Origin of the sequence: Streptococcus ovuberis (assembly GCF_012396585.1) — a bacterium.
GTDB lineage: Bacteria > Bacillota > Bacilli > Lactobacillales > Streptococcaceae > Streptococcus > Streptococcus ovuberis.
Map to the genome: position 1 here is coordinate 46,686 of NZ_JAAXPR010000002.1, position 26,269 is coordinate 72,954.

General features: G+C 45.5%; 24 protein-coding genes. 18 read left to right on the top strand and 6 right to left on the bottom strand.

Annotated features, from left to right (window positions below):
* Position 1: 1 nt before the first annotated feature.
* From fabD to HF992_RS01455, 9 genes are all read left to right on the top strand, one after another.
* Positions 2 to 931 (top strand): ACP S-malonyltransferase, encoded by a 930-nt coding sequence (gene fabD / locus HF992_RS01415; protein ID WP_168548280.1) that lies wholly within the window; start codon positions 2 to 4, stop codon positions 929 to 931.
* 4 nt (positions 932 to 935) lie between these two features.
* Positions 936 to 1,670: a 3-oxoacyl-[acyl-carrier-protein] reductase gene (fabG, locus tag HF992_RS01420; protein WP_168548281.1), complete on the top strand. Its 735-nt coding sequence runs from the start codon at positions 936 to 938 to the stop codon at positions 1,668 to 1,670.
* 230 nt (positions 1,671 to 1,900) lie between these two features.
* A complete protein-coding gene (gene fabF, locus HF992_RS01425) occupies positions 1,901 to 3,136 on the top strand; it encodes a beta-ketoacyl-ACP synthase II (RefSeq protein WP_168548282.1) in 1,236 nt (411 codons plus the stop codon).
* A complete protein-coding gene (gene accB / locus HF992_RS01430; protein ID WP_168548283.1) occupies positions 3,136 to 3,612 on the top strand; it encodes an acetyl-CoA carboxylase biotin carboxyl carrier protein in 477 nt (158 codons plus the stop codon). The genes fabF and accB overlap by 1 nt, the downstream gene beginning before the upstream one ends.
* Complete coding sequence (gene fabZ / locus HF992_RS01435) at positions 3,609 to 4,031, top strand: 3-hydroxyacyl-ACP dehydratase FabZ (protein WP_168548284.1); 423 nt, start codon at positions 3,609 to 3,611, stop codon at positions 4,029 to 4,031. Before accB ends, fabZ begins: the two co-directional genes overlap by 4 nt.
* Before the next feature lie 531 nt (positions 4,032 to 4,562).
* Entirely contained in the window at positions 4,563 to 5,933 is a 1,371-nt protein-coding gene (locus HF992_RS01440) for an acetyl-CoA carboxylase biotin carboxylase subunit (RefSeq protein ID WP_168548285.1), read from the top strand.
* Positions 5,934 to 6,018: 85 nt separating this feature from the next.
* The gene (accD, locus tag HF992_RS01445) at positions 6,019 to 6,885 is read left to right on the top strand and encodes an acetyl-CoA carboxylase, carboxyltransferase subunit beta (protein ID WP_168548286.1); all 867 of its coding nucleotides are present in this window, start codon (positions 6,019 to 6,021) and stop codon (positions 6,883 to 6,885) included.
* Positions 6,882 to 7,652: an acetyl-CoA carboxylase carboxyl transferase subunit alpha gene (locus tag HF992_RS01450; RefSeq protein WP_168548287.1), complete on the top strand. Its 771-nt coding sequence runs from the start codon at positions 6,882 to 6,884 to the stop codon at positions 7,650 to 7,652. Before accD ends, HF992_RS01450 begins: the two co-directional genes overlap by 4 nt.
* 230 nt (positions 7,653 to 7,882) lie before the next feature.
* Entirely contained in the window at positions 7,883 to 8,515 is a 633-nt protein-coding gene (locus tag HF992_RS01455) for a ribonuclease P (RefSeq protein ID WP_168548288.1), read from the top strand.
* Between the two features lie 23 nt (positions 8,516 to 8,538).
* On the opposite strand, the gene serS is transcribed toward HF992_RS01455, so the two are convergent.
* On the bottom strand, positions 8,539 to 9,819 hold the full coding sequence (serS, locus tag HF992_RS01460; protein ID WP_168548289.1) for a serine--tRNA ligase: 1,281 nt from the start codon (positions 9,817 to 9,819) through the stop codon (positions 8,539 to 8,541).
* Positions 9,820 to 10,184: 365 nt separating this feature from the next.
* Here serS and HF992_RS01465 point away from each other — a divergent pair, with 365 nt between their 5' ends.
* From HF992_RS01465 to HF992_RS01490, 6 genes are all read left to right on the top strand, one after another.
* Positions 10,185 to 11,366 (top strand): iron-containing alcohol dehydrogenase, encoded by a 1,182-nt coding sequence (locus HF992_RS01465; RefSeq protein ID WP_168548290.1) that lies wholly within the window; start codon positions 10,185 to 10,187, stop codon positions 11,364 to 11,366.
* A gap of 41 nt (positions 11,367 to 11,407) precedes the next feature.
* Positions 11,408 to 13,024 carry a glycoside hydrolase family 43 protein gene (locus tag HF992_RS01470; RefSeq protein WP_168548291.1) on the top strand — a complete coding sequence of 539 codons (1,617 nt, stop codon included), beginning with the start codon at positions 11,408 to 11,410 and terminating at the stop codon, positions 13,022 to 13,024.
* A gap of 8 nt (positions 13,025 to 13,032) precedes the next feature.
* Entirely contained in the window at positions 13,033 to 14,529 is a 1,497-nt protein-coding gene (locus tag HF992_RS01475; protein WP_168548292.1) for a sugar ABC transporter ATP-binding protein, read from the top strand.
* Positions 14,530 to 14,531: 2 nt separating this feature from the next.
* Positions 14,532 to 15,485, top strand: coding sequence for an ABC transporter permease (locus HF992_RS01480; RefSeq protein ID WP_168548293.1), 954 nt, complete (start codon positions 14,532 to 14,534; stop codon positions 15,483 to 15,485).
* Positions 15,486 to 15,549: 64 nt separating this feature from the next.
* Positions 15,550 to 16,587 carry a sugar ABC transporter substrate-binding protein gene (locus HF992_RS01485; RefSeq protein WP_168548294.1) on the top strand — a complete coding sequence of 346 codons (1,038 nt, stop codon included), beginning with the start codon at positions 15,550 to 15,552 and terminating at the stop codon, positions 16,585 to 16,587.
* Positions 16,588 to 16,674: 87 nt separating this feature from the next.
* On the top strand, positions 16,675 to 17,643 hold the full coding sequence (locus HF992_RS01490) for a Gfo/Idh/MocA family protein (protein WP_168548295.1): 969 nt from the start codon (positions 16,675 to 16,677) through the stop codon (positions 17,641 to 17,643).
* A gap of 337 nt (positions 17,644 to 17,980) precedes the next feature.
* Here HF992_RS01490 and HF992_RS01495 read toward each other — a convergent pair whose 3' ends face one another.
* Both HF992_RS01495 and HF992_RS01500 read right to left on the bottom strand, forming a co-directional pair.
* Complete coding sequence (locus HF992_RS01495; RefSeq protein WP_168548296.1) at positions 17,981 to 18,289, bottom strand: LapA family protein; 309 nt, start codon at positions 18,287 to 18,289, stop codon at positions 17,981 to 17,983.
* A 102-nt stretch (positions 18,290 to 18,391) separates the two neighbouring features.
* Positions 18,392 to 19,555, bottom strand: coding sequence for an ROK family transcriptional regulator (locus HF992_RS01500; RefSeq protein WP_168548297.1), 1,164 nt, complete (start codon positions 19,553 to 19,555; stop codon positions 18,392 to 18,394).
* A gap of 167 nt (positions 19,556 to 19,722) precedes the next feature.
* On the opposite strand from HF992_RS01500, the gene xylA reads away from it, so the two are divergent.
* The 3 genes from xylA to HF992_RS01515 all read left to right on the top strand — a co-directional run bounded on the left by xylA (position 19,723) and on the right by HF992_RS01515 (position 23,674).
* Positions 19,723 to 21,030: a xylose isomerase gene (xylA, locus tag HF992_RS01505; protein ID WP_168548298.1), complete on the top strand. Its 1,308-nt coding sequence runs from the start codon at positions 19,723 to 19,725 to the stop codon at positions 21,028 to 21,030.
* A 111-nt stretch (positions 21,031 to 21,141) separates the two neighbouring features.
* Positions 21,142 to 22,614 carry a xylulokinase gene (xylB, locus tag HF992_RS01510; RefSeq protein WP_168548299.1) on the top strand — a complete coding sequence of 491 codons (1,473 nt, stop codon included), beginning with the start codon at positions 21,142 to 21,144 and terminating at the stop codon, positions 22,612 to 22,614.
* Between the two features lies 1 nt (position 22,615).
* Positions 22,616 to 23,674: an aldose epimerase family protein gene (locus tag HF992_RS01515; protein WP_168548300.1), complete on the top strand. Its 1,059-nt coding sequence runs from the start codon at positions 22,616 to 22,618 to the stop codon at positions 23,672 to 23,674.
* A gap of 350 nt (positions 23,675 to 24,024) precedes the next feature.
* Here HF992_RS01515 and HF992_RS01520 read toward each other — a convergent pair whose 3' ends face one another.
* From HF992_RS01520 to HF992_RS01530, 3 genes are all read right to left on the bottom strand, one after another.
* Positions 24,025 to 24,387: a DUF956 family protein gene (locus HF992_RS01520; protein WP_168548301.1), complete on the bottom strand. Its 363-nt coding sequence runs from the start codon at positions 24,385 to 24,387 to the stop codon at positions 24,025 to 24,027.
* A gap of 67 nt (positions 24,388 to 24,454) precedes the next feature.
* Positions 24,455 to 25,366, bottom strand: a complete 912-nt coding sequence (locus tag HF992_RS01525; RefSeq protein ID WP_168548302.1) for a PTS system mannose/fructose/sorbose family transporter subunit IID — start codon at positions 25,364 to 25,366, stop codon at positions 24,455 to 24,457.
* Between the two features lie 14 nt (positions 25,367 to 25,380).
* Positions 25,381 to 26,190, bottom strand: coding sequence for a mannose/fructose/sorbose family PTS transporter subunit IIC (locus tag HF992_RS01530; protein WP_343032938.1), 810 nt, complete (start codon positions 26,188 to 26,190; stop codon positions 25,381 to 25,383).
* Positions 26,191 to 26,269: the final 79 nt, after the last annotated feature.

Consider the following 26,269-nt stretch of genomic DNA (forward strand, 5'->3'; position numbering starts at 1 on the left):
GATGACACAGACAGCCTTTTTATTTGCAGGACAAGGCGCCCAAAGTTTAGGCATGGCAAGAGACTTGTACGACGCCTACCCGATTGTCAAGGCCACCTTTGATGAGGCTAGCCAGATTTTGGGCTATGACGTGCGAGAGCTGATTGATAGTGATGAGCTTAAGCTTAATCAAACGCGTTACACGCAACCGGCTATTTTGACGACTTCGATAGCGATTTACCGCCTATTGGAGCAAAATGGGATTAAACCGGATATGGTTGCAGGTTTATCCTTGGGAGAATATTCAGCCTTGGTGGCTGCGGGGGCCATTTCTTTTTCAGATGCTGTAACCTTGATCGCCAAGCGGGGTGAGTTGATGGAGACGGCTGCTCCAGCAGGGAGTGGGAAGATGATGGCTATCATGAATACAGAGGCTTCTATCATCGAAGATGCTTGTCAAAAGGCGCTTTATAAAGGCTATGTCGGTCCAGCTAACTACAATACACCGGGACAGATTGTCATTGGTGGTACTGTAGAAGCAGTGGACCAGGCAGTTGCCTACCTCAAGGAGGCGGGAGTTAAGCGGATGATTTCACTCAATGTATCTGGTCCCTTTCATACCGCTCTTTTGGCACCTGCCAGTCAGGGACTCGCCGAAGAGTTAGCCAAGGTCACCTTTATGGAACCAGAGGTTCCAGTAGTTGGCAACACAGAGGCCGCTGTCATGGCAAAAGAGGCCATTCCTAGTTTGTTGGCTCGTCAGGTAATGGAGCCGGTTCGGTTTTATGAGTCTATAGAAACCTTGAAAGCATTAGGAATGACTAAGGTCATTGAAATTGGTCCAGGTAAGGTCTTGAGTGGCTTTATCAAAAAAATGGACAAGACATTAGCTTGTCAATCAATTGAAACATTAACTGATTTAGAAAAATTATTAGAAAATATTGGAGGATAATACTTTGAAATTACAAGGGAAAAATGTGTTTATTACTGGTTCAACACGTGGTATTGGCTTGGCGATTGCCCATAAATTTGCCAGTCTGGGAGCCAATGTCGTAATCAACGGTCGTGGGGAGATTCCAGCAGAAACGCTGGCTGCCTTTGAGCCCTACGGTGTCAAGGTGGTGAGCATTTCAGGAGACATTTCCAGTCAAGCGCAGGCCAAGCAAATGGTTGATAGAGCCATCGAAGAGCTGGGAAGTGTGGACATTCTGGTCAACAATGCCGGTATTACCAAGGATGGGCTGGCTATGCGGATGACAGAAGAGGACTTTGACAGCGTCCTCAAAATCAACCTAACAGGGGCCTTCAACATGACTCAAGCTGTCCTAAAACCTATGACAAGGGCACGTGAGGGGGCGATTATCAACCTCTCGAGCGTGGTTGGTCTCGTGGGCAATGCCGGTCAGGCTAACTATGCAGCCTCGAAGGCGGGTATGATTGGTTTGACCAAGTCCATCGCACGGGAAGTGGCAAGTCGCAATGTGCGTGTCAATGCCATTGCCCCAGGCTTTATCGAGTCGGATATGACAGCTGTGTTGGCAGATAAAATCAAAGAAGCGATGCTGGGACAAATCCCAATGAAACGCTTTGGACAGGCGGAGGAAGTGGCTGATGTGGCAGTCTTTCTGGCCAGTCAAGACTACCTCACCGGTCAAGTGATTGCCATTGATGGTGGCTTGACCATGCAATGAGAATACAGTTGAGTAGGGGGGAAAGCTGATGGTATCGGCTAAACAGCCCTGACGATTGTGGCGAGCCTTGCTCGCTCTATCCACAACCTCAAACAGCCATCTTTAGGCTGTTTGAGCTGTGCAACTCACGATTTCTCGCCGTCAAGGCGCAAACGCCTTGACGCACTCAGCCACTGCGTTTCATTGATGTGACAGTTGTAAAAATCGTACAGTTCAAAAAGGAGAACACCATGACAAAAACCCATCGTGTCGTCGTCACAGGATACGGCATTACCTCCCCAATCGGGAACACGCCAGAAGAATTTTGGAACAGCCTGTATACAGGCAAGGTCGGTATTGGCAAGATTAGCAAGTTTGATACGAGCGAATACAGTGTCCATAATGCTGCGGAAATCAAGGATTTCCCTTTTGACAAATACTTTACGAAAAAAGACACCAATCGCTACGATGACTACTCGCTCTATGCTCTCTATGCGGCAGAAGAAGCAGTCACCAATGCAGGCTTGACGCCGGACACTTTGGATAGAGACCGTTTTGGGGTGATTTTGTCGACAGGTATCGGTGGCATTTTAGAAATCGAGCAACAAGTGGAGCGAATGAACACCAAGGGTCCTAAGCGGATTCGCCCGATGGCTCTGCCAAAAGCCCTACCAAACATGGCAGCAGGGAATATCGCCATGCGGTTTGGTGCCAATGGGGTCTGCAAGTGTGTGATTACTGCCTGTGCATCGTCTAATAATGCCTTGGGGGATGCTTTTCGTGAAATTAAATTCGGCTTCCAAGATGTCATGCTGGCTGGCGGTTCAGAAGCAGCGATTACACCATTTGCCATCGGCGGTTTCCAGGCCTTGACCGCTATGTCAACGACCGAAGACCCGCTTCGTGCGTCGATTCCTTTTGACAAGGAACGCAATGGCTTTGTCATGGGTGAAGGTGCAGGTGTTCTGGTTTTAGAAAGTCTGGAACATGCCCAAAAACGTGGGGCGACAATCTTGGCGGAAATCGTGGGTTATGGCAATACCTGTGATGCCCACCACATGACCTCGCCACATCCAGAAGGATTGGGAGCCATAAAGGCGATGAAATTGGCGCTCAAAGAAGCAGGCATCGAGCCAGCAGATGTGGACTACATCAATGCTCATGGGACCTCCACTCCTGCCAATGAAAAGGGTGAGAGTCAGGCAATTGTTTCCGTATTTGGTAAAAATACACCTGTTTCGTCAACCAAGTCCTTTACAGGTCATTTGCTCGGTGCCGCTGGAGCTGTCGAGGCAATTGCTGTTGTTGAGGCCATGCGTAACTCCTATGCGCCAATGACTGCGGGAACAAACGAATTATCAGATGATATTGAAGCAGATGTGATTTACGGACAAGGGCGTGAAATGGCAATCCATTACGCCATTTCCAATACCTTTGGCTTTGGTGGTCACAATGCAGTCATTGCATTTAAGAAATGGGAGGGCTAATGGAATTAGCAGCAATTAAAGACTTGATGGCACAGTTTGACAGTTCAAGTCTCCGTGAATTTTCTTATAAGAATGGCAGCGATGAGCTTGCCTTTAGTAAAAATGAAGGTAGCGCTTTGGCCGTGACACCAGTTGCTCAGCCTACGGTGGCTAATGCTGCCCCTCAAGCGCAAACGCCAGTCGTTTCCCTAGATAAGCCTGCGACTGCTAGCTCTGCTATTGTTCCAACAGCACAAGCCGAAGGGGAAGTGGTGGAGAGCCCGCTCGTCGGTGTGGCCTACCTGTCGCCAGCTCCGGACAAGCCAGCCTTTGTGGCAGTTGGAGATAGTGTGAAAAAAGGCCAAACGCTTGTTATCATTGAAGCTATGAAGGTCATGAATGAGATTCCAGCTCCGCGTGATGGCGTGGTGACAGAAATTTTGGTCTATAATGAAGATGTAGTAGAATTTGGACAAGGATTGGTGCGCATCAAATGATGGATATAAACCAGATTAAAGAAGCGCTGCCTCACCGCTACCCGATGCTCTTGGTGGATCGGGTACTGGAGATGACAGACGATACGATTGTCGCAGTGAAAAACGTGACCATCAATGAACCCTTTTTCAATGGGCATTTTCCTGAATACCCAGTCATGCCGGGTGTCCTCATCATGGAAGCACTGGCCCAGACGGCAGGTGTTCTTGAATTATCAAAACCTGAAAACAAGGGCAAGTTGGTCTTTTACGCCGGTATGGACAAGGTCAAGTTCAAAAAACAAGTCGTTCCCGGAGATCAGCTCGTCATGACGGCGACCTTTGTCAAACGCCGTGGCACGATTGCAGTCGTTGAAGCCAAAGCCGAAGTCGATGGCAAGCTGGCTGCGAGTGGCACGCTGACCTTTGCGATTGGGACTTAAACAGTCCAGTGGACTGTTTAAGGTTCGATCCTGAAAGTCAGAAAGCGAGAATACAAAAATCGGTAACCCGAAGGGTTCGATGAGTCGTTAGCCCACCTCCACGCAGCTCAAACAGCCTAAAGATTGCTGTTTGAGGTTTTGGATAGAGCGAGTAAGGCTCGCCACAATTTTGAGGGCTGTTCAGCTGATGACATCAGCGTATTAGAACCCACTCAACCACTGCGTCTTGCTGACGTTATGATAATAACATGGAGAGACCGGGACTTTTGTCCCAGTCTTAAGGTTCGAGCATGAAAGTTAGAAAGCGAGAATACAGAAATCGGTTCGATGTCGTTGTCCTATCCCCGCAAGACTTCCAGAGTCAGTGAAGTGACTCTGGAAGGTGCGAGTCTGAAAATCGGAAAAGGAGCAGGTTGGTCACAAGCATAGCGAAGTGAACGCCCCAACAGCTACTGCGATGGAAAAGTGTTCATTGGAAACCTTTGGCTAGGATAGCTGTCTTAGCAGAAACTGCCATAAAGAGAGAAAAGTATGTTCAAAAAAATCTTAATCGCCAACCGTGGCGAAATTGCGGTACGGATTATTCGTGCAGCGAGAGAATTGGGAATTGAAACGGTGGCGATTTATTCGCAGGCGGATAAAGACGCCCTTCATGTGCTCTTGGCAGATGAGGCGATTTGTGTCGGACCTGCCAAATCGATCGACTCCTATCTGAATATCAACGCCGTTTTATCTGCTGCAGTTGTGACAGGTGCAGAAGCTATTCACCCTGGGTTTGGATTTTTAAGTGAAAATTCCAAGTTTGCGACCATGTGTGAAGAGGTAGGCATTCAGTTTATTGGCCCATCTGGTGCCGTCATGGATACCATGGGAGATAAGATCAATGCCCGTTCCGAGATGATCAAGGCTGGTGTTCCTGTCATTCCTGGTTCAGATGGAGAGGTCTTCTCTGCTGAGGAGGCTCTAGCCATTGCGGAGAAAATCGGCTATCCAGTCATGCTCAAGGCGTCAGCTGGTGGCGGTGGTAAAGGGATTCGTAAGGTCGAAAAGGCTCAAGATCTTGTGCCTGCCTTTGAGTCAGCTTCGTCAGAAGCTAAGGCAGCCTTTGGTAACGGAGCCATGTACATGGAGCGCGTGGTCTATCCCGCGCGTCATATCGAGGTTCAGATTTTGGCAGACCGCTACGGCAATGTCATTCATCTCGGTGAGCGAGATTGTTCCCTCCAGCGGAATAACCAGAAAGTTTTAGAAGAAGCGCCGTCTATTGTTATTGGGAAAACCATGCGCACTAAGATTGGTCAAGCGGCAGTAAGAGCAGCGGAGTCTGTCGGCTATGAAAACGCAGGAACCATCGAATTTCTTCTGGACGAGGAAAAGGGCGAATTCTACTTCATGGAGATGAACACCCGCGTCCAAGTAGAGCACCCTGTGACGGAGTTTGTGACAGGCGTGGACATTGTCAAGGAGCAGATTAAGATTGCGGCAGGTGAACCCTTGTCTGTCACTCAGGAAGATGTGACCATCACAGGCCACGCGATCGAGTGTCGGATCAATGCGGAAAATCCAACCTTCAATTTTGCACCAAGTCCAGGGAAAATTACAGACCTCTATCTGCCGAGTGGTGGTGTAGGCTTACGCGTAGATTCAGCAGTCTATCCAGGCTACACCATTCCGCCATATTACGATTCCATGATTGCCAAGGTTATCGTTCATGGCTCCAATCGTTTTGAGGCTCTGATGAAGATGCAGAGGGCTCTTTATGAACTAGAGATTGACGGTGTTGTGACCAATGTAGATTTTCAATTAGATTTGATTTCAGATCCTAAGGTGGTTGCTGGGGATTATGATACAGCCTACTTGATGGAAAGCTTTCTCCCCAACTACCAAAAGGGAAATGATTAAAAAGAGAGGACCCAGATGTCTTAAGGGAGATTGCTTCTCAGTCTCTGGATAGGAGTTTGGGTCTCCTCGTTTAAAAGGAGATGTTATGGCATTGTTTTCAAGGAAGGAAAAATACATCCGTATTAATCCAAATCGTTCGCTGGGCCATGCCCAGTCTCAGACAAAGCCTGAGGTTCCAGACCAACTATTTGATAAGTGTCCAGCTTGTAAACAGATTATTTATCAAAAGGATCTAGGACTTGATAAGACCTGTCCATCCTGTTCCTATAATTTCCGGATTTCGGCCAAGGAGCGCCTGCAGCTGATTGGGGATGAAGGAACTTTTGAGGAATACTTTACAGGTCTTGAGACCAAGGATCCGCTGCATTTTCCTGGTTATAAGGAGAAATTGGCTAAAACCCGCCAAAAAACAGGCCTAGATGAAGCGGTGGTGACAGGTCTTGTTCAGATTAAGGGGCAGACCTGTGCTCTTGGGATCATGGATGCTAACTTCATCATGGCCTCTATGGGGACCATTGTGGGGGAAAAGATTACCCGTCTCTTTGAACTGGCTACAAAAGAAGGACTGCCAGTGGTCCTCTTTACAGCTTCTGGTGGTGCTCGGATGCAGGAAGGCATTATGTCTCTCATGCAGATGGCTAAGATTTCAGCAGCAGTTAAACGCCATTCTAACTCAGGTCTTTTCTACCTGACCATTTTGACGGATCCTACAACGGGTGGTGTAACAGCTAGTTTTGCCATGGAAGGGGATGTCATTTTGGCAGAGCCTCAGACTCTGATTGGGTTTGCAGGTCGTCGTGTGATTGAAAGCACGGTACGAGAGACCTTACCAGATGACTTCCAAAAGGCTGAATTCTTGCAGGAACATGGTTTTATCGATGCCATTGTCAAACGCCAAGACTTGCGAGAGACGATTGGGAAGCTCTTGCAGCTACACGGAGGTACCAAATGAGTGAAATAGCACAGATTATTAAACAGGCTAGGGACCAGAGTCGTTTGACGAGCCTGGACTATGCCAACTTCATCTTGGATGATTTTATGGAATTTCACGGAGACCGTAATTTCCGTGATGATGGTGCCATCGTTGGTGGTGTTGGTTTTCTGGCAGGTCAGCCCGTAACATTGATTGGGATTCAAAAGGGAAAAAATCTTCAAGATAACTTGGAGCGTAACTTTGGCCAGCCCCATCCAGAAGGCTACCGCAAGGCTTTGCGTCTCATGAAGCAGGCAGAGAAATTTGGACGTCCAGTTATTACCTTCATCAATACGGCTGGAGCCTATCCTGGTGTTGGTGCGGAGGAGCGTGGACAGGGGGAAGCCATTGCTCGCAATCTCATGGAAATGAGTGGTTTGAAGGTCCCCATTATCGCCATTATCATCGGAGAAGGGGGATCTGGTGGTGCCTTGGCCCTAGCTGTTGCGGACCGGGTCTGGATGCTGGAAAATTCCATGTACGCTGTTTTGTCACCAGAGGGCTTTGCCTCGATCTTGTGGAAGGATGGTAGTCGGGCTATGGAAGCAGCGGAGCTCATGAAGATCACCTCTTACGAACTCCTCAAAATGGGAGTGGTGGACCAGGTGATTTCCGAGCGCGGTCGTTTTGGGTCAGAACTCATTCAGGATATGAAAGCAGCGCTTATAGAAGAATTACAGGCCTTACAAGCCCTGTCTGTAGAAGAAATGTTAGATCAGCGCTATGCCCGTTTTCGTAAATTTTAAAAGATTGTTCAAAAGCAATCTTTTTTTGAAGGCCATGGTCAGTATAAGCTAATTCTTGGAAGCTCTTCTTTTGGGAAAATAAAACGTTCAATATCCTAGGGGAAATTCATCAGAGCTTAAAGCTTGGTTTGCTTTTATGGGAGTTTGATAGGGCTGGTATGGCTTAGTTGTTGACGATTGGAAGAAGTCTTGTTATGCTTAAAGAAAGGGAGAGGCAATAGGGGAATGGTATGTTAGAGAAAGTAGAAATTTACTTAGCCTATCAAGGCTTCAAATATATCAAGCCTGAAAAGGCGGGAGAGATGAGCGAAGAGATGAAAAGGACCCGCCTTCTTGCTCAAGAAGCCAGAAAAGAATTTGGTCAGCTGGGACGGGAATTGGAAAAACGGATTGCCCCCTTTCAAATGGAGCAAGTCAGCCAGTGGATGAATCAGGCGCAAATCTGCCGACCGCATTTTTTGGTCTATTACCGCCTGCCCTCTGATGCAAGAGATGATGTGGCCCTGGCTATTCGCTTGTATGGACAGTCAGAAGACTGGGGAATTGCTGTGGAGGTCAGCTTTGTGGAGCGTAAGAAATCAGAAACAAGCCTCTCTAAACAAAATCAGGTGCTTGAGATCCCTGTCCAAGAAGGAATCTATTACTGGGTCCAGAAGGATGGGGTGAGTGAGCGAGTAGAAGCGACAGAAGCAAACCGTCGCCTATTGCAGGAGCAGGTCAGAACAGGGCTTGTCCGTAAGGTCTTGGTGAAAACCGATTTTCCCTTGCAGGTAGACCGATCACGAGAAAAAGTTGTCTTGCAACTGGCCTCTATGTTTCATCGGTTACTTCCCTATTATGAAGCGAGTAAAAAAACGGATTGAGTTAATCATCCGTTTTTTGTTATTTAAGGCTCAATGCGCTCAATCCCACCCATGTAAGGACGTAGGACTTCTGGAATGGTGACAGAGCCATCTTCGTTTTGGTAGTTTTCAAGGATGGCTGCTACGGTACGACCGACTGCAAGGCCAGAGCCGTTCAAGGTATGAAGGAGTTTGACCTTGCCATCTGCTTCGTCACGGTAACGGATTTGAGCACGACGGGCTTGGAAATCTTCCGTATTTGAACAGCTGGAAATTTCACGGTAGGCATTTTGGGCTGGAATCCAGACCTCCAAGTCGTAGGTCTTAGCAGCTGAGAAGCCCATGTCGCCTGTGCAGAGGGCAAGCACACGGTAAGGAAGGCCTAGTTTTTGGAGGATGTTTTCAGCGTCAGCTGTCATTTTTTCCAATTCGTCGTAAGACTCTTCTGGCTTGGCAAATTTGACCATCTCCACCTTGTGGAATTGGTGAAGGCGGATGAGACCACGGGTGTCACGACCAGCTGAGCCTGCTTCAGAACGGAAAGATGGGCTCATAGCAGTGAAGTAGATTGGCAGGTCCTTGCCGTCGATGATTTCGTTGCGGTAGAAGTTGGTCAGAGGCACTTCGGCTGTCGGAATCAGCACCAGCGGACGCTCGTCGTCTGCGATTTCAAAGGTGTCTTCCTTGAATTTAGGATACTGCCCAGTCCCAAACATAGAGTCACGATTGACCAAGTATGGTGTGATGATCTCTTGATAGCCTTCGGCATTGTGCTCGTCCAGCATGAAGTTATAGAGTGCGCGCTCCAAACGAGCTCCAAGGCCCTTATAGAAGAGGAAGCGGCTACCTGTGACCTTTGCGCCACGCTCCCAGTCCAAAATGTCCAAGTTTTCGCCTAGATCCCAGTGGGCCTTCGGCTCAAAGTCAAAGGTTCGTGGTGTCCCCCAGCGACGCACTTCCACATTGTCTTCCTCGTCAGCTCCGACAGGAACGCTGTCGTGTGGTGTATTGGGAATGGTGGTGATGATAGCCGTTACCTGCTCTTCAATCTGGGCTAGCTCAGCGTCAATGGTTTTGATTTCCGCAGAGAGAGTCTGCATGGCAACGATCTTGTCGTCAGCTGCTTCTTTATTGCGTTTGGCTTGGGCGATTTCCGCAGAAACGGTATTGCGCTCAGCTTTTTTTTCTTCTGAAACAACCAAGAGCTCCCGGCGTTTTTCGTCCAAGTCCTTGAGGCTGGCAATGGTAGTTGCTTCGACCCCACGGCTGGCTAATTTGTTAGCGACGCCGTCAAAGTCCGCGCGGATTTTTTTAATGTCTAACATGGGATGTCCTCCTTGATAAAAAATAGGCACAAGTAACCTGCTGGAGCGTTGTCTAACGCGGTTCCATCCAGCTTCGCACTTGTGCCTTGATTGATATTGAATTGTAAACACGGTAGAATTTCATCTGGCTTTTCTATCTGCTCGCAACGACCGCAGATTTTCTGAAAGAAAAGGACAAACTACTTATCCGTTAAGGGTATTATACCTGAAAGGGATTAAAATGTAAATAGATAGAGAGCAATTAATAACATTTTATAGGCTAAAATTTTTCCAAAATATTTTTTGTGAAAACGCTTGACAAAATAAAAGGCATAGTATATACTATAGTTAGTTTAACAAACAAACAAACCTAAAGGAGAAATCCTATGGAGAATTTTACCTTTTATGCACCAACCTATTTTGCCTTCGGTAGGGACCAAGAGTTAGAAACGGGACAGTATGTGAAACGTTTCGGTGGGACCAAGGTCTTGATTCATTATGGCGGTGGAAGTGTAGTAAAATCTGGCTTACTAGATCGAGTGAAAGCATCTCTAAGTGCCCAGGATATCGCATTTGTCGAGTTGGGCGGCGCTCAGCCGAATCCGAGAGACGGCTTGGTTTACCAAGGAATTGAGCTTTGCAAACAGGAAAATGTTGACTTTGTCCTAGCTGTCGGTGGTGGAAGTGCTATCGATTCTGCTAAGGCTATTGCTGCAGGGGCTAAGTATGATGGCGATTTTTGGGATTTTTATTCAGGAAAGGTCGTTGAAAAAGATATGGCTCTTCCAATAGCGACTGTCTTAACCATCGCTGCAGCGGGTTCTGAAGGCTCGCCAGATTCAGTGATTACCAAAGAAGATGGTATGTATAAGCGCGGTGCTAGTGGTGAAGGGCTAAGACCTGTATTTTCCATCTTGAATCCAGCCTTGACAGAGACCTTGCCTGCCTACCATACAGCAGCAGGTATCACGGATATCATGGCCCACTTGTTGGAACGTTATTTTACCAATACCAAGCAGGTTGAAGCGACAGATCGTATGATTGAAGGTCACTTGTTGGCTATAATCAATGAAGCGCCAAAGGTTATTGCTAATCCAAACGATTATGAGGCAAGGGCCAATATCATGTGGACAGGGATGATGGCCCACAATAATTCTTGCGGTGTTGGTCGCCAACAAGATTGGGCCAGTCATGACATTGAACACGAGCTATCAGCAGAATATGACTGTATCCACGGTGCTGGCTTGGCAGTTGTTTTCCCAGCCTGGATGTCTTACGTTTACAAGAATGGCATCATGCGTTTTGCGCAACTAGCTACACGTGTCTGGGGCTGTCAAATGGATTTTGAAAACCCAGAACGTACAGCGCTTGAAGGAATCGAACGCTTTAGAGCTTTTCTAAAATCTATCGGCATGCCAGCTACCTTTGCTGACTTAGGAGCCAGAGAAGAAGATATTGAAAAGATGGCAGAACGTTGTGTCTATGGCAATGGACGTTCCGGGACAATCGGTGGATTTGTCAAACTTGAAAAAGAGGATGTTGTTCAGATTTATCGTCGCATGTTATAAGGCTAGATGTTAATTTAGGATCAAAATTTGAGGTAATGCTAATGAAACTTCTCAATCCAGTTATAAAGGGATTCAATGCAGATCCATCCATTATTCGGGTAGAGGACACTTATTATATCGCCAATTCGACCTTTGAATGGTTCCCAGGAGTACAGATTCACGAGTCGAAGGATTTGCAGAATTGGGAATTGATTGCTCACCCGCTTTCAACGGTTGAACACTTGGACATGAAAGGTAATCCAGATTCTGGAGGGATTTGGGCTCCTGACCTCAGTTATGCTGATGGCAAGTTCTGGTTGATATTCACCGATGTGAAAGTTGTTGAAGGGCCATTTAAGGACTGTATCAATTATTTGACAACAGCTGAGGACATCCGTGGCCCGTGGTCAAAACCGATTCCGTTAAATGGTGTTGGTTTTGATGCTTCGCTCTTTCATGACAATGACGGCAAGAAATATTTGGTTCAGATGGAATGGGATCATAGACCCTGGAATCATCCTTTCCACGGCATCAAGTTGACCGAATATGATCCAGAAAGCCAGAAATTACTGCCCGAAACAGCAAAGATTATCTGGGGTGGAACCGATGTTAAATTGGTTGAAGGACCGCATATCTATCGTATTGATGACTATTACTACCTCTTCTGTGCAGAAGGTGGAACAGTTTACAGTCACCAAGAAGTGGTTGCCCGGAGTAAGGATTTGTTTGGTCCTTACGAGTCGCAACCAGAGGTTTTCTTGACAGCCTACGATTCTCCGTTGAATCCTCTTCAAAAATGCGGCCATGGAGCTCTGGTAGATACACCGGATGGTGAATGGTTCTTTGCACATCTAACGGGTAGACCGTGGCATCATGCCACAGAGTCTATCCGTGACCCGAGAGGGTGGTGTACACTTGGCCGTGAGACTGCCATTCAGCGGGTTGAGTGGGACCAAGACAAGTGGCCCTACATCGTTGGTGGCAAACAAGGTAACCTGATAGTCGAGGGGCCTAAAGCTTTGAAGGAAGATGGCGTAGACCGCAAGGTTAACATTTTCGATGACTTTATAGAGCAAGATTTAGGAATTGATTTTAATACGCTGCGCGTGCCCTTTACTGAAAAAATGGGAACAATCGAGGACGATCACCTGGTCTTGAAAGGTCAGGGGTCACCGTCTAATCTGCACGATTCCTCTTTGGTTGCGAGACGTTGGCAGGCCTTCCACTTTGAAGCAGAGACAAAGGTGAGCTTCAGTCCAGATACCTACCAACAGTTGGCAGGTCTGGTCAATCTTTACAACTCTAAACACTGGTCGATGCTCGCTATTACTTGGGATGAGGAAAAAGGTCGTGTCTTGGATATTCTTGAGATGGACCGTGGCAACCTGAATTCCTACCTCCACAAGGATTACATCGTAGTACCGGAAGAAGTGGAATACATCTATATGAAGACTATCGTGGATAAGGAATATTATCGGTATGCCTACTCCTTTGACGGTCAAGATTGGCAGATTATCCCAGTTGAGTTAGATGCGAAGATTCTTTCAGATGATTATGTGAATCAGACCTATGGTGGTTTCTTTACGGGTGCTTTTGTCGGTATGATGGCTATTGATTATAGCGGTTATGATGAAGCGGCTAAGTTTGATTATTTCAGATACACAGAAAGAGAGGAGTAGGTGATCAGATGACAACGTTATTATCGATGAAAGGGATTGACAAATCATTTGGCCCTGTTCAAGTCTTGAAGGATGTTTCGTTCGATGTTAAGGTCGGAGAAATCCATGCCTTGATGGGTGAGAATGGTGCTGGTAAGTCAACCCTGATGAATATCCTGGGAGGCGTTATCCCTAAAGACCGAGGAGAAGTCATTTTTGATGGACAGAGTATCGATCACCTCACTCCTCTTCAAGCGGCAGAACTTGGAATTGGTTTTGTTCATCAGGAGTTTAACCTTGCAGAGCCACTCAGCGTTGCTGAAAATGTCTACATGGGTCGTCTGCCTTATATCAATGAAAAGCTGGGCATCGTAGACTATAAAAAGCTCTATGAAGATACTCAAAATATCCTCAATTTGATTGGGGTGAAATTCAAGCCGACCGACTTGGTTAGTTCTCTTCCTACAGCAGGCAAACAATTGGTTGAGATTGCAAAAGCTTTGAGCATGAATGCAAAGGTCATCATTTTCGATGAGCCAACAACCTCTCTGTCTGACAAGGATGTTGAGGTTCTCTTTATCATCATCAGAGCTTTGAAAGGCAAAGGAATCTCAAGTATTTACATCTCTCATAGGATGGAAGAAATCAAGGAATTGTGTGACCGTATCACTATTCTGCGGGATGGGACCTATATCAGCACGGATGCTGTTGAGGATTTGACAGATGAGCAGATTATCCAAAAACTGGTAGGACGTTCGCTGGAAAATCTTTATCCGACTAGAGAGACTGCTATTGGAGAGTACATCTTAGAAGTTGATCATTTGTCTGATCAACGTGATTTTTTGAAAGATATCAGTTTTAAACTCCGGCGAGGAGAGGTGATTGGCTTTGCTGGTTTGGTGGGGAGTGGCCGGACAGAGATTATGAGGCTCTTGTTTGGAGCAGATAAAGGCTACACCGGCAGTATCAAGTTACGCGGGCAAGAAATCTCCATTTCCAGTCCAGTAGATGCCATCGCTCAAGGGATTTGCTTACTGACAGAAGACCGTAAGCAACAAGGGGTTGCGCTTGGCCTGTCTATCAATGAGAATGTCAACATGGCTGCTGAGACAGGTGCCATCTTAAATCATAAAGAACAACGGCAAACAACTGAAAAATTTGTAGAAGCCTTAAAAATCAAAACGTCAAATATTCAAAATCCTGTTTCTTCTCTGTCCGGGGGAAATCAGCAAAAAGTTGTTTTAGCAAAATGGTTAAATACCGATAGCGAAATCTATATTTTTGATGAACCGACAAAAGGGATTGACATTGGTGCTAAAAGTGAAATTTATGCCATTATCAATAACCTGACAAAGGAAAACAAGGGAATCATCGTGGTATCTAGTGAGATTCCAGAATTGATGGGAATTTGCGACCGCATTTACGTATTGAGCGAAGGACGCTTAACAGGAGAATTAAGGGACAAAAATGCCTTTACTCAAGAAGCAATCATGACCTATGCCACGGCTGAAGTGAAAGGAATTTAAAGATGTTGAAAAACTTAGATCTTAAATCATTATTACTCAAACACTCAGTTTACCTGATGCTGATCATCCTGTTTGTGTATTTCTCATTTGCTAGCCCTATGTTCCTTACGGAAGGAAATATCGGGAACTTCTTTAGGCAAATTCCACCAGTCGGAATCCTGACCATTGCTTACACCATGATCTTGATTACTGGTTACGTGGACTTGTCTATCGCTTCAATTGCAGCCTTCTGCGGAACTGTTGCAGTTTACCTATCGACTAAAGGTATGGGGCCGTTTTTAGTCATTCCGATCTGCTTATTAATCGGTGTCTTGTTCGGGGTTATCAATGCAATCCTAATCAAGAAGATGAACCTGCCAGCCTTTATCCTGACTCTAGGGACTAACTATATTATCCGCGGGATTATCATGTTTGTGACTAATGGTATTTATGTGACAGGGACTCCAGATTGGTTTGCTAAGATTGCGACAACAAAAGTAGTTGGCAATGTTATCTACAGCAATACGATTATCTTTGCCGTGTTAGTAGCTATCTTTGCCTATGTTATGAAAAATACACGCTTTGGACGCAATTGTTATGCGATTGGTTCTAACGCTGAAGTTGCTCGTCTTTCTGGGATTAAGACAGATAAGCATGTCATTAAAGTCTTTGCCATTGAGGGGGCTCTAGCTGCCTTGGCAGGGATCTTGTTGATGAGTAACTTGAATGTTGGTGGACCAAACGAAGGGCAAGGTCTTGACCTCCTAGCCATGGCGGCACCAATCATGGGTGGAACCCAATTCAGCGGAGGTGTCGGTACGATTGGGGGTGCTATCGTTGGTATCTTTACCCTCCAAATCTTTAACAATGGTCTGGCGATTCTTGGGATTAATGCCTTCATGCAACAAGCTGTCACAGGTATCGTTATCGTCTTCTCTATTATTATTGACTATATTCGCCGTAAGGTTGAAAAATAAGTGATTTATGACTTAAGGAACTATCCTTATTTATAAAATGTAAAAAAAACAAAGGAGGAAAATCATGAAAAAGATTTTCAAAACGTTGATGGCACTTCTAGCGCTCTTGCTAGTTATCACTGGATGTTCTTCTGGCTCTGGCAGTTCAGAAGGTGGTAGCGCAGAAGGCGGTGAAGCTGGTAACAAAACCCTTTACTTCATCCCGGTTGTGGATATTGGCGCTTATTGGAACCCAATGCGTAAAGGTGCAGAAGATACCGCTAAAGAACTTGGTTACGACTTGATTGTTAAAACGTCACCTCCTGCAGAAGCTCAAAAGAATGAAAAACATATCGGTTTTATTAACGAAGCGGTAGCTAACAAGGCAGCAGGTATTGCCATTGCTCCGATCGAAGCCAACATGTTTAAAAACCCAATCAAGCAAGCTGGTGAATCTGGTATCCCTGTGATTACCTTTGACGGTGACTTGGATGATCCTGCTGACCGTACAGCCTACGTTGGGACAGATAATATTCAAGCAGGTCAAGAATTGGGCCGTCAAGGTGCAAAACGCCTGAAAGAAAAAGGCATCACAAAAGGTTCAATCGCCTTTGTAACGGTTGACCGTGCTATGCCAACAATGATCAACCGTGAAAAAGGGATCAAAGAAGGCTTTGAAGAAGTCATGGGTGAAGATGCTAAGAACTTTAAGTATCTTGAGACCATCCAAGATAGAGACCAAGCCGCTGTTTCCAAAGAACAATTGGAAGGACAAATCACCTCTAACAAAGATTTGGTACTGGTCTTCTCAATGGGATCTGAAGGCCCAGACGTAGGTGTTATGGAAGCTATCTCTTCTCAAGGAAAAGCTGGCGAAATCCTTCACTTTGGTTTCGACTACACCCCGACTTGGGAAAAAGGAATCGCTGATGGTCGTATCACAGCCATTGTCGATCAAGATGCTTATAATATCGGTGTGCAAGTTATCAAAAATCTTGTGAAATCAATTGAAGGTGAAAAAATTGATTCTGTTATTCCAATCGATGTGAAATTCGTTGAAGCAGATGAGCTTGTGGAATACGGTAAGGAAAAAGAAAAACTGCAAACCACTACAACTGAATAATCTGGAAAAACGGTAGAATATTTGCTAGGCTTTGCAGAAAAGACAAGCTTATTCACCGTTTTTTCTTTGAATAAAGGACGAAAAATAATGGGAGATCAATTTAAATGGGGTTTCATCGGCTGTGGCTGGATTGCTGAGCAAATGGCTCTTGAATTTGAACAGTCAGAGAATCACGTGATTATGGCTGTCTGGAATCGAACAACTAAGCGTGCCCGAACCTTTACGGAGCGATTTGGAGGAAAAGTCTACGAAGAGTTAGACGCCTTCCTTAAGGAGCCAGACATTGATGGTGTTTATATTGCAGTGACAGCTGACAAGCATGCAGAATATATGAGAGCTTGCATTTCATACGGTAAGCCAGTCCTTTGCGAGAAACCTTTTACTGTAAACGCTAAAGAGACAGAAGAGGTTATGGTGTTGGCCAAGGAAAAAAGAGTTTATGTCTCTGAAGCCATGTGGACTTGGCACAATGATGTGGCCAAGCAGGTGAAAACTTGGATTAAACGCGGCCGTTTGGGTAAGGTTCAAGCTGTCGAAATCGCTTATTCATTGCCTATGATTTGGACCTATCCAAGACCTCGTTTGATAGAGCGGGACCTGATTGGTGGAGCGGTCATGGATATTGGTGTCTATGCCCTTCGGTATGCTTATGAGCTCTTTGGCTTGCCAAAATCTCTGACTTGTCAAGGAGACTTGGCTGATACAGGTGTTGATCTCAACGAAGAGATTTGTTTGGATTATGGTGACTTTACCGCTAAATTGATGATTGGCATTAATGGCTCTCGTGGGGAGCACTTGTTAATCTTTGGTGAAGAAGGGACACTCCTGGTGCAGGATTTCCATATGGCCAAGCAGGCGGAAATTTATGGCAGACAACGGGAAACCTATCGTGCGAAGCATGACTTGCTCTTACTGAGGCAGGCTGATTTAGTAGCTGAAGAAATAAAAAGAGGTCAACTTCAGGGCGATCTAACTTTAGACGCTAGCTTGGAGGTTATGGAGTTGTTAGATGAGTGTCGTCGGCAATTAGGGGTGGTGTACCCCAATGAAGAATAAGAAAAGTATTATGCACTATTGAACATTTCTTTATCAAGTGTATAGTGAAATAGTATAAGCTTACGCAACAGTTTGATCTTTTGCTTGGAACGATAAGTGTTCCGTTTTGAGGATTTATGAGTTTATCTATCCTTACTGCTCTGGTGATAATTATAATCGGTGATGTCGGATTGAGAGCGTTCTAAATAGAGCTATATACTCTCTCTTTCCCCTCTACTGATTTGTTTGGTGACAGATAAAAATCCCCTGATGTGTCTAGTAGAATAACAATAGCTATTTCACTAGGCACACATCAGGGGATTAGAGAGGGACTCAGCAGGCCTATTTCCTGCACGGATTAATCCGTTTGGGTGTCGCTGTCAATGGCAGAGATAGATTTTGTTGGTGTTTTAATGGCACGTTGGACGTCTTCCATCTCGCGCTTGATCTGTTTAAGCTGGCGGGCATTAGCCATATTTTTAGGAAAGGCCAAAAGAAACTGGATTAAAATCCCTAGAGCAACCGAAACCAAAATCAGAAGGATAAGCGGCATGCGAAAGTATCCAAAGAGATAATTCACTTCGACATACTGACGGTTAGCAAGAGCCAGTGCAGCAGTGGTGATAATGGTGAAGATCAATAAAATAATGGTTAAATTCTTTTTCATGCCTCCATTATAAAGGAAATCGAAGAAAAAAGCAAGGTTGCATATTTTGAAAAGCTATCTTTGATTGATGTTTTTTGCATGCAATAAAGGAAGTATCAGCGCCTATCCCGCCTTTGTTTTGAAAAATTTGAGTGATGGAAGATTTAAAAACTGGCTAGTAACAACTGAAATACCGCCAAAGAGGGTCGCTTCATCTTCCAGGGTGCTGATAGTGAGGCTCACGTCCCTGGTAAAGGCACTTTTAAGATTTTTCTGTAACACCTTCAGGTACTGAGGGTTTTTCTTGTAAATAGAGCTATTGATAATGACAACTTCTGGATCATAAAGCATGATGAGGGTATTGAGACCGATAGCAAGCTCAGCCGCTTTTTCTTCAAGTAAATTGAGGGTAAACTCGTCATGTTCAGTTAGGCTCTTAGTGATCACATCAGAATTGACATCTGGCTGGCCTTTGTGTGAAGCATAGGCATCATAGATGGCCTTGTTCGAGGCATATTTTTCCAAGCATCCGTTGTTGCCACAGGCACAAGGAATCCCATCTCGATAGAGAATGGTGTGGCCGATTTCACCAGAATGGCCATGGGCTCCAGTCTGGAGCACTTTATCCTGGACAATTCCAACCCCGATACCACTGTGAATACTGACGCTGATGACATTATCTTCTTGAACTCTGAAGGTATACTCTCCTAAGGCAGCTAGATTTGCCTCGTTTTCGATATAGATAGGGAATGAAAATTCCTGGCTGAGGGCATCGTAAATCTGCGTTCCTTGCGTATCGTAAAAAGGAGAAAACTGGATGTTATTATCTACAACGATACCGTGAATGGCAACACTGAGACCGACAATACTATGCGGTGTATGGGGGAGTGATGGAATCACTTGCTTGATTATCCCTACAATACTAGGGATGATAGTAGTGGCATCAATGGTTTGCTTTATCTTTTGGGAGTGGATGGTTGTACCATCAAGATAGGCTACCATTAGACTGACGTAATTGTAGCCCACATCAACAGCTAAGGCGAGGCCAGCATAGGCATTGAACGTCAGGTAGATTGGCTTTCTGCCTCCGATTGAACTCGATTCGCCAATACCTGATTCGAAGATCAGTTCTTTTTCAATTAAGTCTGTAATGATGGAAGAGACGGTTGCCTTATTGAGCTGAGTGTAACTGGCAATATCCGCGCGTGAAATGGGCTGGTGTTCAATAATGGTGTTGAGGACAAGCGACGCGTTCTGTTCTCGTATTAAATATTTATCTGTAATCATAGCAAAACCTCCTGCCTTATATATCAGTTTAACCTAAGTTATTCAAAAAGCCAAATTTTTTATTGAAAACGCTTGACAAATGATTGAGATAGTTTTATACTATCTATGTAAGTTAGTTTACCATACTAACAAACCAAAATCAAATTTTTTTAATAAAGGAGAAAAAGATGGCTTATTTTCCCAATGTAGAAAAGATTCAATATGAAGGCAAGGGTAGTAAAAATCCTTATGCTTTTCGCCACTATAATCCTGAGGAAGTGGTAGAAGGCAAGACCATGCGTGAGCATTTGCGCTTTGCATTAGCTTACTGGCACACCATGACTCAAGATGGTTCAGATCCATTTGGTGACCCAACGAACCAGCGGACTTGGTTTGGAGAAACACCTCTTGAAACAGCTCACAACCGTGTGGATGCTTTCTTTGAAATCTTGGAAAAATTAGATGTTGACTACTTCTGTTTCCATGATATTGATATTGCACCAGCTGGTGATTCATTGGAGGAATTCTTTGCGAACCTCGATGAAATCACAGACCATATCAAAGAAAAAATGGAAGAAACTGGTAAGAAATTGTTGTGGAACACAGCAAATATGTTCTCACACCCACGTTTCAACAACGGTGCAGCGTCAACTAACAATGCTGATGTTTATGCCATTGCTGCAGCGCAAGTGAAAAAAGGTTTGGACATCTCTAAAAAACTTGGGGGTGAAAACTATGTCTTCTGGGGCGGCCGTGAAGGATATGAAACCTTGCTTAACACTGATATGAAATTTGAACAAGATAACATTGCGCGCTTGTTCAAGATGGCGATTGCTTATGGTGAAAAGATTGGGCATAAACCACAATTCTTGATTGAACCAAAACCAAAAGAACCATCAAAACACCAATATGACTTTGATGCGGCAACTACGATGGCCTTCATCTTGAAACATGGTCTGGAAGGGGATTTCAAACTCAACCTTGAAGCTAACCATGCGACCTTGGCTGGTCATACCTTTGAGCACGAATTGAATGTGGCACGTGATTATGACGCGCTAGGTTCGATCGATGCGAATCAGGGCGATATGCTTCTTGGTTGGGATACGGATGAATTTCCGACAAACGTCTACGACACTACCTTTGCTATGCTTCAAATCCTTGACAATGGCGGTATCGCACCTGGTGGTATCAACTTTGACTCTAAGGTTCGCCGTTCATCTCACGAAATGGATGATCTTCTCTTTGCCCACATCGCTGGTATGGATACCTTCGCTCGTGGTTTGAAGGCGGCAGCTAAATTACGTGAAGATCGCTTTTTCGAAGACTTGAAAGAAAAACGCTATGCGAGCTTCCGTGAAGGCATCGGTGCAAGTATTGTCGCAGACAAGGAAGACCTTGAAAGCTTGACAGAATACGCGCTCAAGCATGATGATCCAAAATTGGAATCCAGCCATATCGAGCTTGTCAAGTCACAATTGAATGATTACTTATTCTAACGACCGGCAGGGAGTGGGGCAATCCCGCTCCCTCTTTTAAATCAAAAGAAAGGCAGACATAAAGGGAAATCGACCTAGGGACATTTTCTCTTTATTCTTGGTATTATTGCGATGGCTTATGTTTTAGGAATTGATTTGGGGACTAGCTCATTGAAAGGGCTTTTGGTAGATGAAACGGGGACAGTAGTAGCTCAGTCCTCTGCAGACTATGACGTGGTTCATGCTCAGCCAGGCTATAGTGAGCAGGATCCAAACGATTGGCTCAAGGCCTGTGATAGCGTCTTGAATGAATTGGCTGAGAAGGTAACAGATTTTACCAGCGAATTGGAAGGCATTAGTTTTTCAGGGCAGATGCACAGCTTGGTTCTCTTGGACGAGCATCAAGAGGTGTTGCGCCCAGCTATCCTGTGGAATGACACACGTACAACGGCTCAATGCCGTCGTATTGAAGAGGTTTTGGGGGACCGCCTCTTGGGCATTACCCGAAATCTGGCTCTGGAAGGCTTTACCCTACCAAAAATCCTCTGGGTTCAGGAAAATGAAGCTGATATTTGGGCTCGGGCGCGTCAGATTCTCTTGCCGAAAGATTATTTGAGCTTCTATTTGACAGGCGACTACCATACGGACTTTTCAGATGCAGCAGGGACCTTGCTTTTAGATATTGAGAAGAAAACCTGGTCTCAAGAAGTGGCAGAAGCTTTTCAGATTCCTTTAGACTATCTACCAAAAGTTGTATCAGCTTCAGACTGCATTGGTACTATTAAGCCAGACCTTGTAGACCGTTTTGGCTTTAAGAAGGAAGTTAAGGTCTTTGCGGGCGGTGCAGACAATGCGTGTGCGGCTGTCGGTGCGGGGATTCTTTCCAGTGATATTGGCATGGCTAGTATCGGGACTTCTGGAGTCTTCCTCTCCTATGAGGGACAGGGTAATCCGGATTATCAAGGGAAGCTACACTTCTTCAACCATGCTTTAGAGGGGACTTGTTACTCCATGGGGGTTACCTTGGCAGCTGGGCATAGCCTGGACTGGTATCGGAAGACCTTTGCCACAGAGCAAGGCTTCCCAGAATTATTGGCACCGATTGCGGCTATTCCTGCAGGCAGCGAAGGGCTCTTGTTTACGCCTTACCTCGTTGGGGAACGCACACCGCATGTGGACTCCAAGGTTAGAGGCAGCTTTATTGGGATTGATGCGATTCACACCAAGGCGCACTTCACACGGGCAGTTTTAGAAGGGATTACCTTCTCTTTGAAAGATTCGCAACGCCTGATGCAGGAGGTTGCAGGGAAGCGTTTCAAACGTATCGTCTCTGTCGGTGGTGGCGCTAAAAATAAGGACTGGTTGCAAATGCAGGCAGACATCTTTAATGTGGAAGTGGTAACTTTAACGGCTGAACAGGGTCCAGGTTTGGGGGCGGCCATGTTGGCAGCTTATGGGGCTGGTTGGTTCGAGACGATCCAAGACTGTGCCTTGCAATTTGTGTCATACACCGATGTAGTCTCTCCGCTTCCCGAACGCGTAGCAGCTTATGAAGAAGCCTATGCCCGCTATCGTGAGATTTATCCAGCAACGAAAGGAATCTAGTATGAAAGTAGAGGTTGTTCCCTTTGGCAGTTATGGGGGCAAAGATTTTGTTGAAATTCTGATGACAAATAAGCAGGGGATCCGCATCGGATTCTCTGATTTAGGGGCTAGGATTAACCGCTGGGGTATTCCGAATCAAGAAGGTCACTTTGAGGAGATTGTTTTGGGACATGCCAATGCGCAAGAGGCATTTGAGTCCAATGACTACTATGGCGTAACAGTTGGGCCTGTTGCGGGGCGGATTGCAGAAGGGCGCTTTACTCTCAATGGCAAAACCTATCAATTGTCCCAAAATGACGGTCGGAATCATCTGCATGGCGGATTAGAAGGTTACGATCTCCAACAGTTTGCCTATGCGATTGAAGAGGCTGCTGACGCTGTCACCGTAACCTTCCGCTTACATTCTCCAAAGATCGAGTATCCTGGTTCAGTGGCTGTCGAAGTCAAGCATCGTTTTACAGATGATAATGTTTGGACGATCATTTATAAAGGTGAAGCAGAAGAAACGACGCTGTTTAATCCAACTAATCACGTCTATTTCAACCTAAACGGCAACAATCAAACCAGTGTCTTGAACCACGAGATGACAATTAAGGCTTCACATTATCTGCCCTTAGACCAAGAAGCGATTCCCTTGGGGGAGAAAGCCAGTGTTGAGGAGACGCCATTTGACTTGAGAGAGGGCAAACGGTTTGGCGATTTGTTGGACAGCCAAGATCCGCAGTTTCGCTTGATGAATGGCTTTGATCATCCTTTTATCTTGGATACACCTGGGACGGCAGAACCAGTTGCCCAGTTTACCTGTCCAGATAAGGGGCGTTCCTTGGAGGTCTATACGACTAGCCCAGCAATCGTTGTCTATACCCATAACAAAGTTGGAGACCCTACTCTGATTTGGGATCATCCTCTCAAACCTTATGCCGGTATTGTCTTGGAGACCCAGGAAGTGCCAGATGCTATTAATCAACCTCAACTAGGAAATATTATTGTAGCTAAGAGGCAAATCTACTCAAGTCAGACCAGTTATCGTCTGGTGTTTGACGAAATGAAGGGAAAATAATGGCAATTCTTGTTTGACAAAGATATTTAAACAAGGGGAGTGTCTAGTGGCATAGAGACTAGGATAGTCGTACCGGTTACCTGTGATAAAGGTTATAGCCGTGAACATGGTAATGATATTCCAGGCGTTTGGAACTGGAGATGGGAAACGAGTATGATAGTATTTCTACTTTAAAAATCAAGTATTTTAAGAAAAGTCATTTGATCGTGTAAATTCTGCTCCATAACTCTTTCTTCAATTGATTGAAGTGCAACAGCTATAACATTCAAAAAGATAGAGCCCTCCTACTCTATCTTTTTGAATGTTAACCTATTTAACAAGGGGGGCTCAGGCTTGGTTTGAAGCCTTCCTTACTTTTTCTTCGTAAACCACTTCGTTATGGTCTGTACCAAGGTTGGGAGTTTAACAACCTTATCATTCCCAAGCTGTTCTCTGGCAATTTTGAGAATCTTGCCAGAATCCTTGCTGGCAAAGAGGAACTTTCCGCTATCGGTATAAATTTCAAAGTGGCGGCTGATCGCTTTTCCAGAAACATTGGCGCCCACCTCAAGGATATTTTTCCAGGGGATTTGGATGAATTGCTCAACATTAGCGTCGGGATAAAATTCGATGGCTATATCGCCGAGGAGAAACTTACCGACTTTGTTCCCTAATCCAGTATAGTAAACCCCTGTTGTGTGTAGGAGGACTGTTTTATTAAGTGATTGTACCATAAGAGTCTTTCTAATCTTTTTGTTACAGTATACCATAAAAGGTTCCCTTACGGAAACCTTTTGAGCCTTACATGATACCAGCTACACGTGCTAAGATACCAACGATAAACAAACCGATGATGATAGTGATTGGAGAAACTTTTTTCTTGAGTAACCACATGCAAAGGAAGACGAGAAGGACGTTCATAAAGCCTGGAATCAGACCGTTCAAGTTGTCTTGAAGAGTAGTGACTTTTTCAGGGGTTTGAGAGAGTCCGCTCCCAACTTGTTCAAAGGCTTGACGAATCCCTTCGCTACCTTCTGGTAATTTGTCCCAGTGGATATAAGCTTTTTCATCTAGAGGAACGCGGGCAACAACAGTTGTGAAGCCGATGCTAACCCAACGTTGGGCCAAAACAGCCAAGATAAACATACCAAGGATAGACGCTCCTTTGGTGATGTCTTGGAGCAGGCCACCTGACATATCTTTGGTGATTTCCTTACCAGATTTGTAACCAAATTCTTGAGTATACCACAGGAAGGCCATACGAATCGCATTCCAAGCGAAGAAGAAGATGATTGGACCGAGGATATCACCGCCTGCGGCCATTGAAGCACCGAGGGCACCGATGATTGGGCGAACCGTAAACCAGAAGACTGGGTCACCGATACCAGCTAGAGGCCCCATCATACCGATTTTTACCCCTTGGATAGCCGCATCATCAATTTCAGCACCGGCAGCGCGCTCTTCTTCAAGAGCCAGGGTTACCCCGAGGATTGGAGCAGCCACATAGGGGTGTGTGTTGAAGAATTCCATGTGGCGCTTAAGAGCAGCCACTTGGTCTTCTTTTTTAGTGTAGAGTTTTTTGATGGCTGGGATAATAGCATAAGCCCAACCCATGTTTTGCATCCGCTCGTAGTTCCATGAAGCTTGTAGGAATTGAGAACGCCACCAGATTTTCTTACGATCTGCTGATGTTAATGTTATTTTTTCAGACATGTGTGGTCTCCCTTCTAGTAATCTTCCAAGATGTCGCCGATTGGGTCGCCTGAGCCAGAAACTGCACCACCGTTACCACCTTTTTTAGACAAGTTGAGGTAGATGAAGGCAAGGGCAGTACCGATGGCACCAAGGGCGATAAGGGTCAAATTGCTGATGGCTGCAAAAGCAAAACCAAGGGCGAAGAATGGCCACACTTCGCGAGTTGCCATCATGTTGATAACCATGGCAAAACCAACGGCCACAACCATACCACCACCGACTTGCATACCACCCACCAACCAAGCAGGCATAGCTTCAAGAGCAGCTTTTACAGCTTCAGCAGGGATGGCTAGAAGGGCAGCCGCAGGGATAGCGATACGCAGACCTTGCAAGCAAAGAGCGATGATATGGAGACGTTCGATAGTAGCGAAATCACCGCGCTCAGCAGCAGCATCCGCACCGTGTACCAAACCAACAGAGATGGTACGTACAATCATGGTCAAGAAGAGACCCGCAACAGCAAGCGGAATCGCGATACCACTAGCGACAGAGATCGCTGCTGGTGAGAAGTCCCCACCCTTAACAAGGATAATCGCTGCAGCAACAGAAGCAAGAGCAGCATCTGGTGCTACGGCAGCACCGATGTTAGCCCAACCAAGAGCCAAGAACTGCAAGGTACCACCGAGCATGACACCACCAGTCAAGTTACCAGTTGCAAGACCGATCAAGGTACAAGCAATAATGGGTTGATGGAATTGGAATTGGTCAAGAATTCCTTCCATACCAGCTAAGAAGGCCACGATAACGACCAAAATAGCAGAAATAATTGAAATATCCATTATCTTATTCTTCTTTCTTTTATAGTTTAGATGAATTAGTTGGGTAAGCCTCAAAGCACTGGACTTGTCCAACTAAAAATCC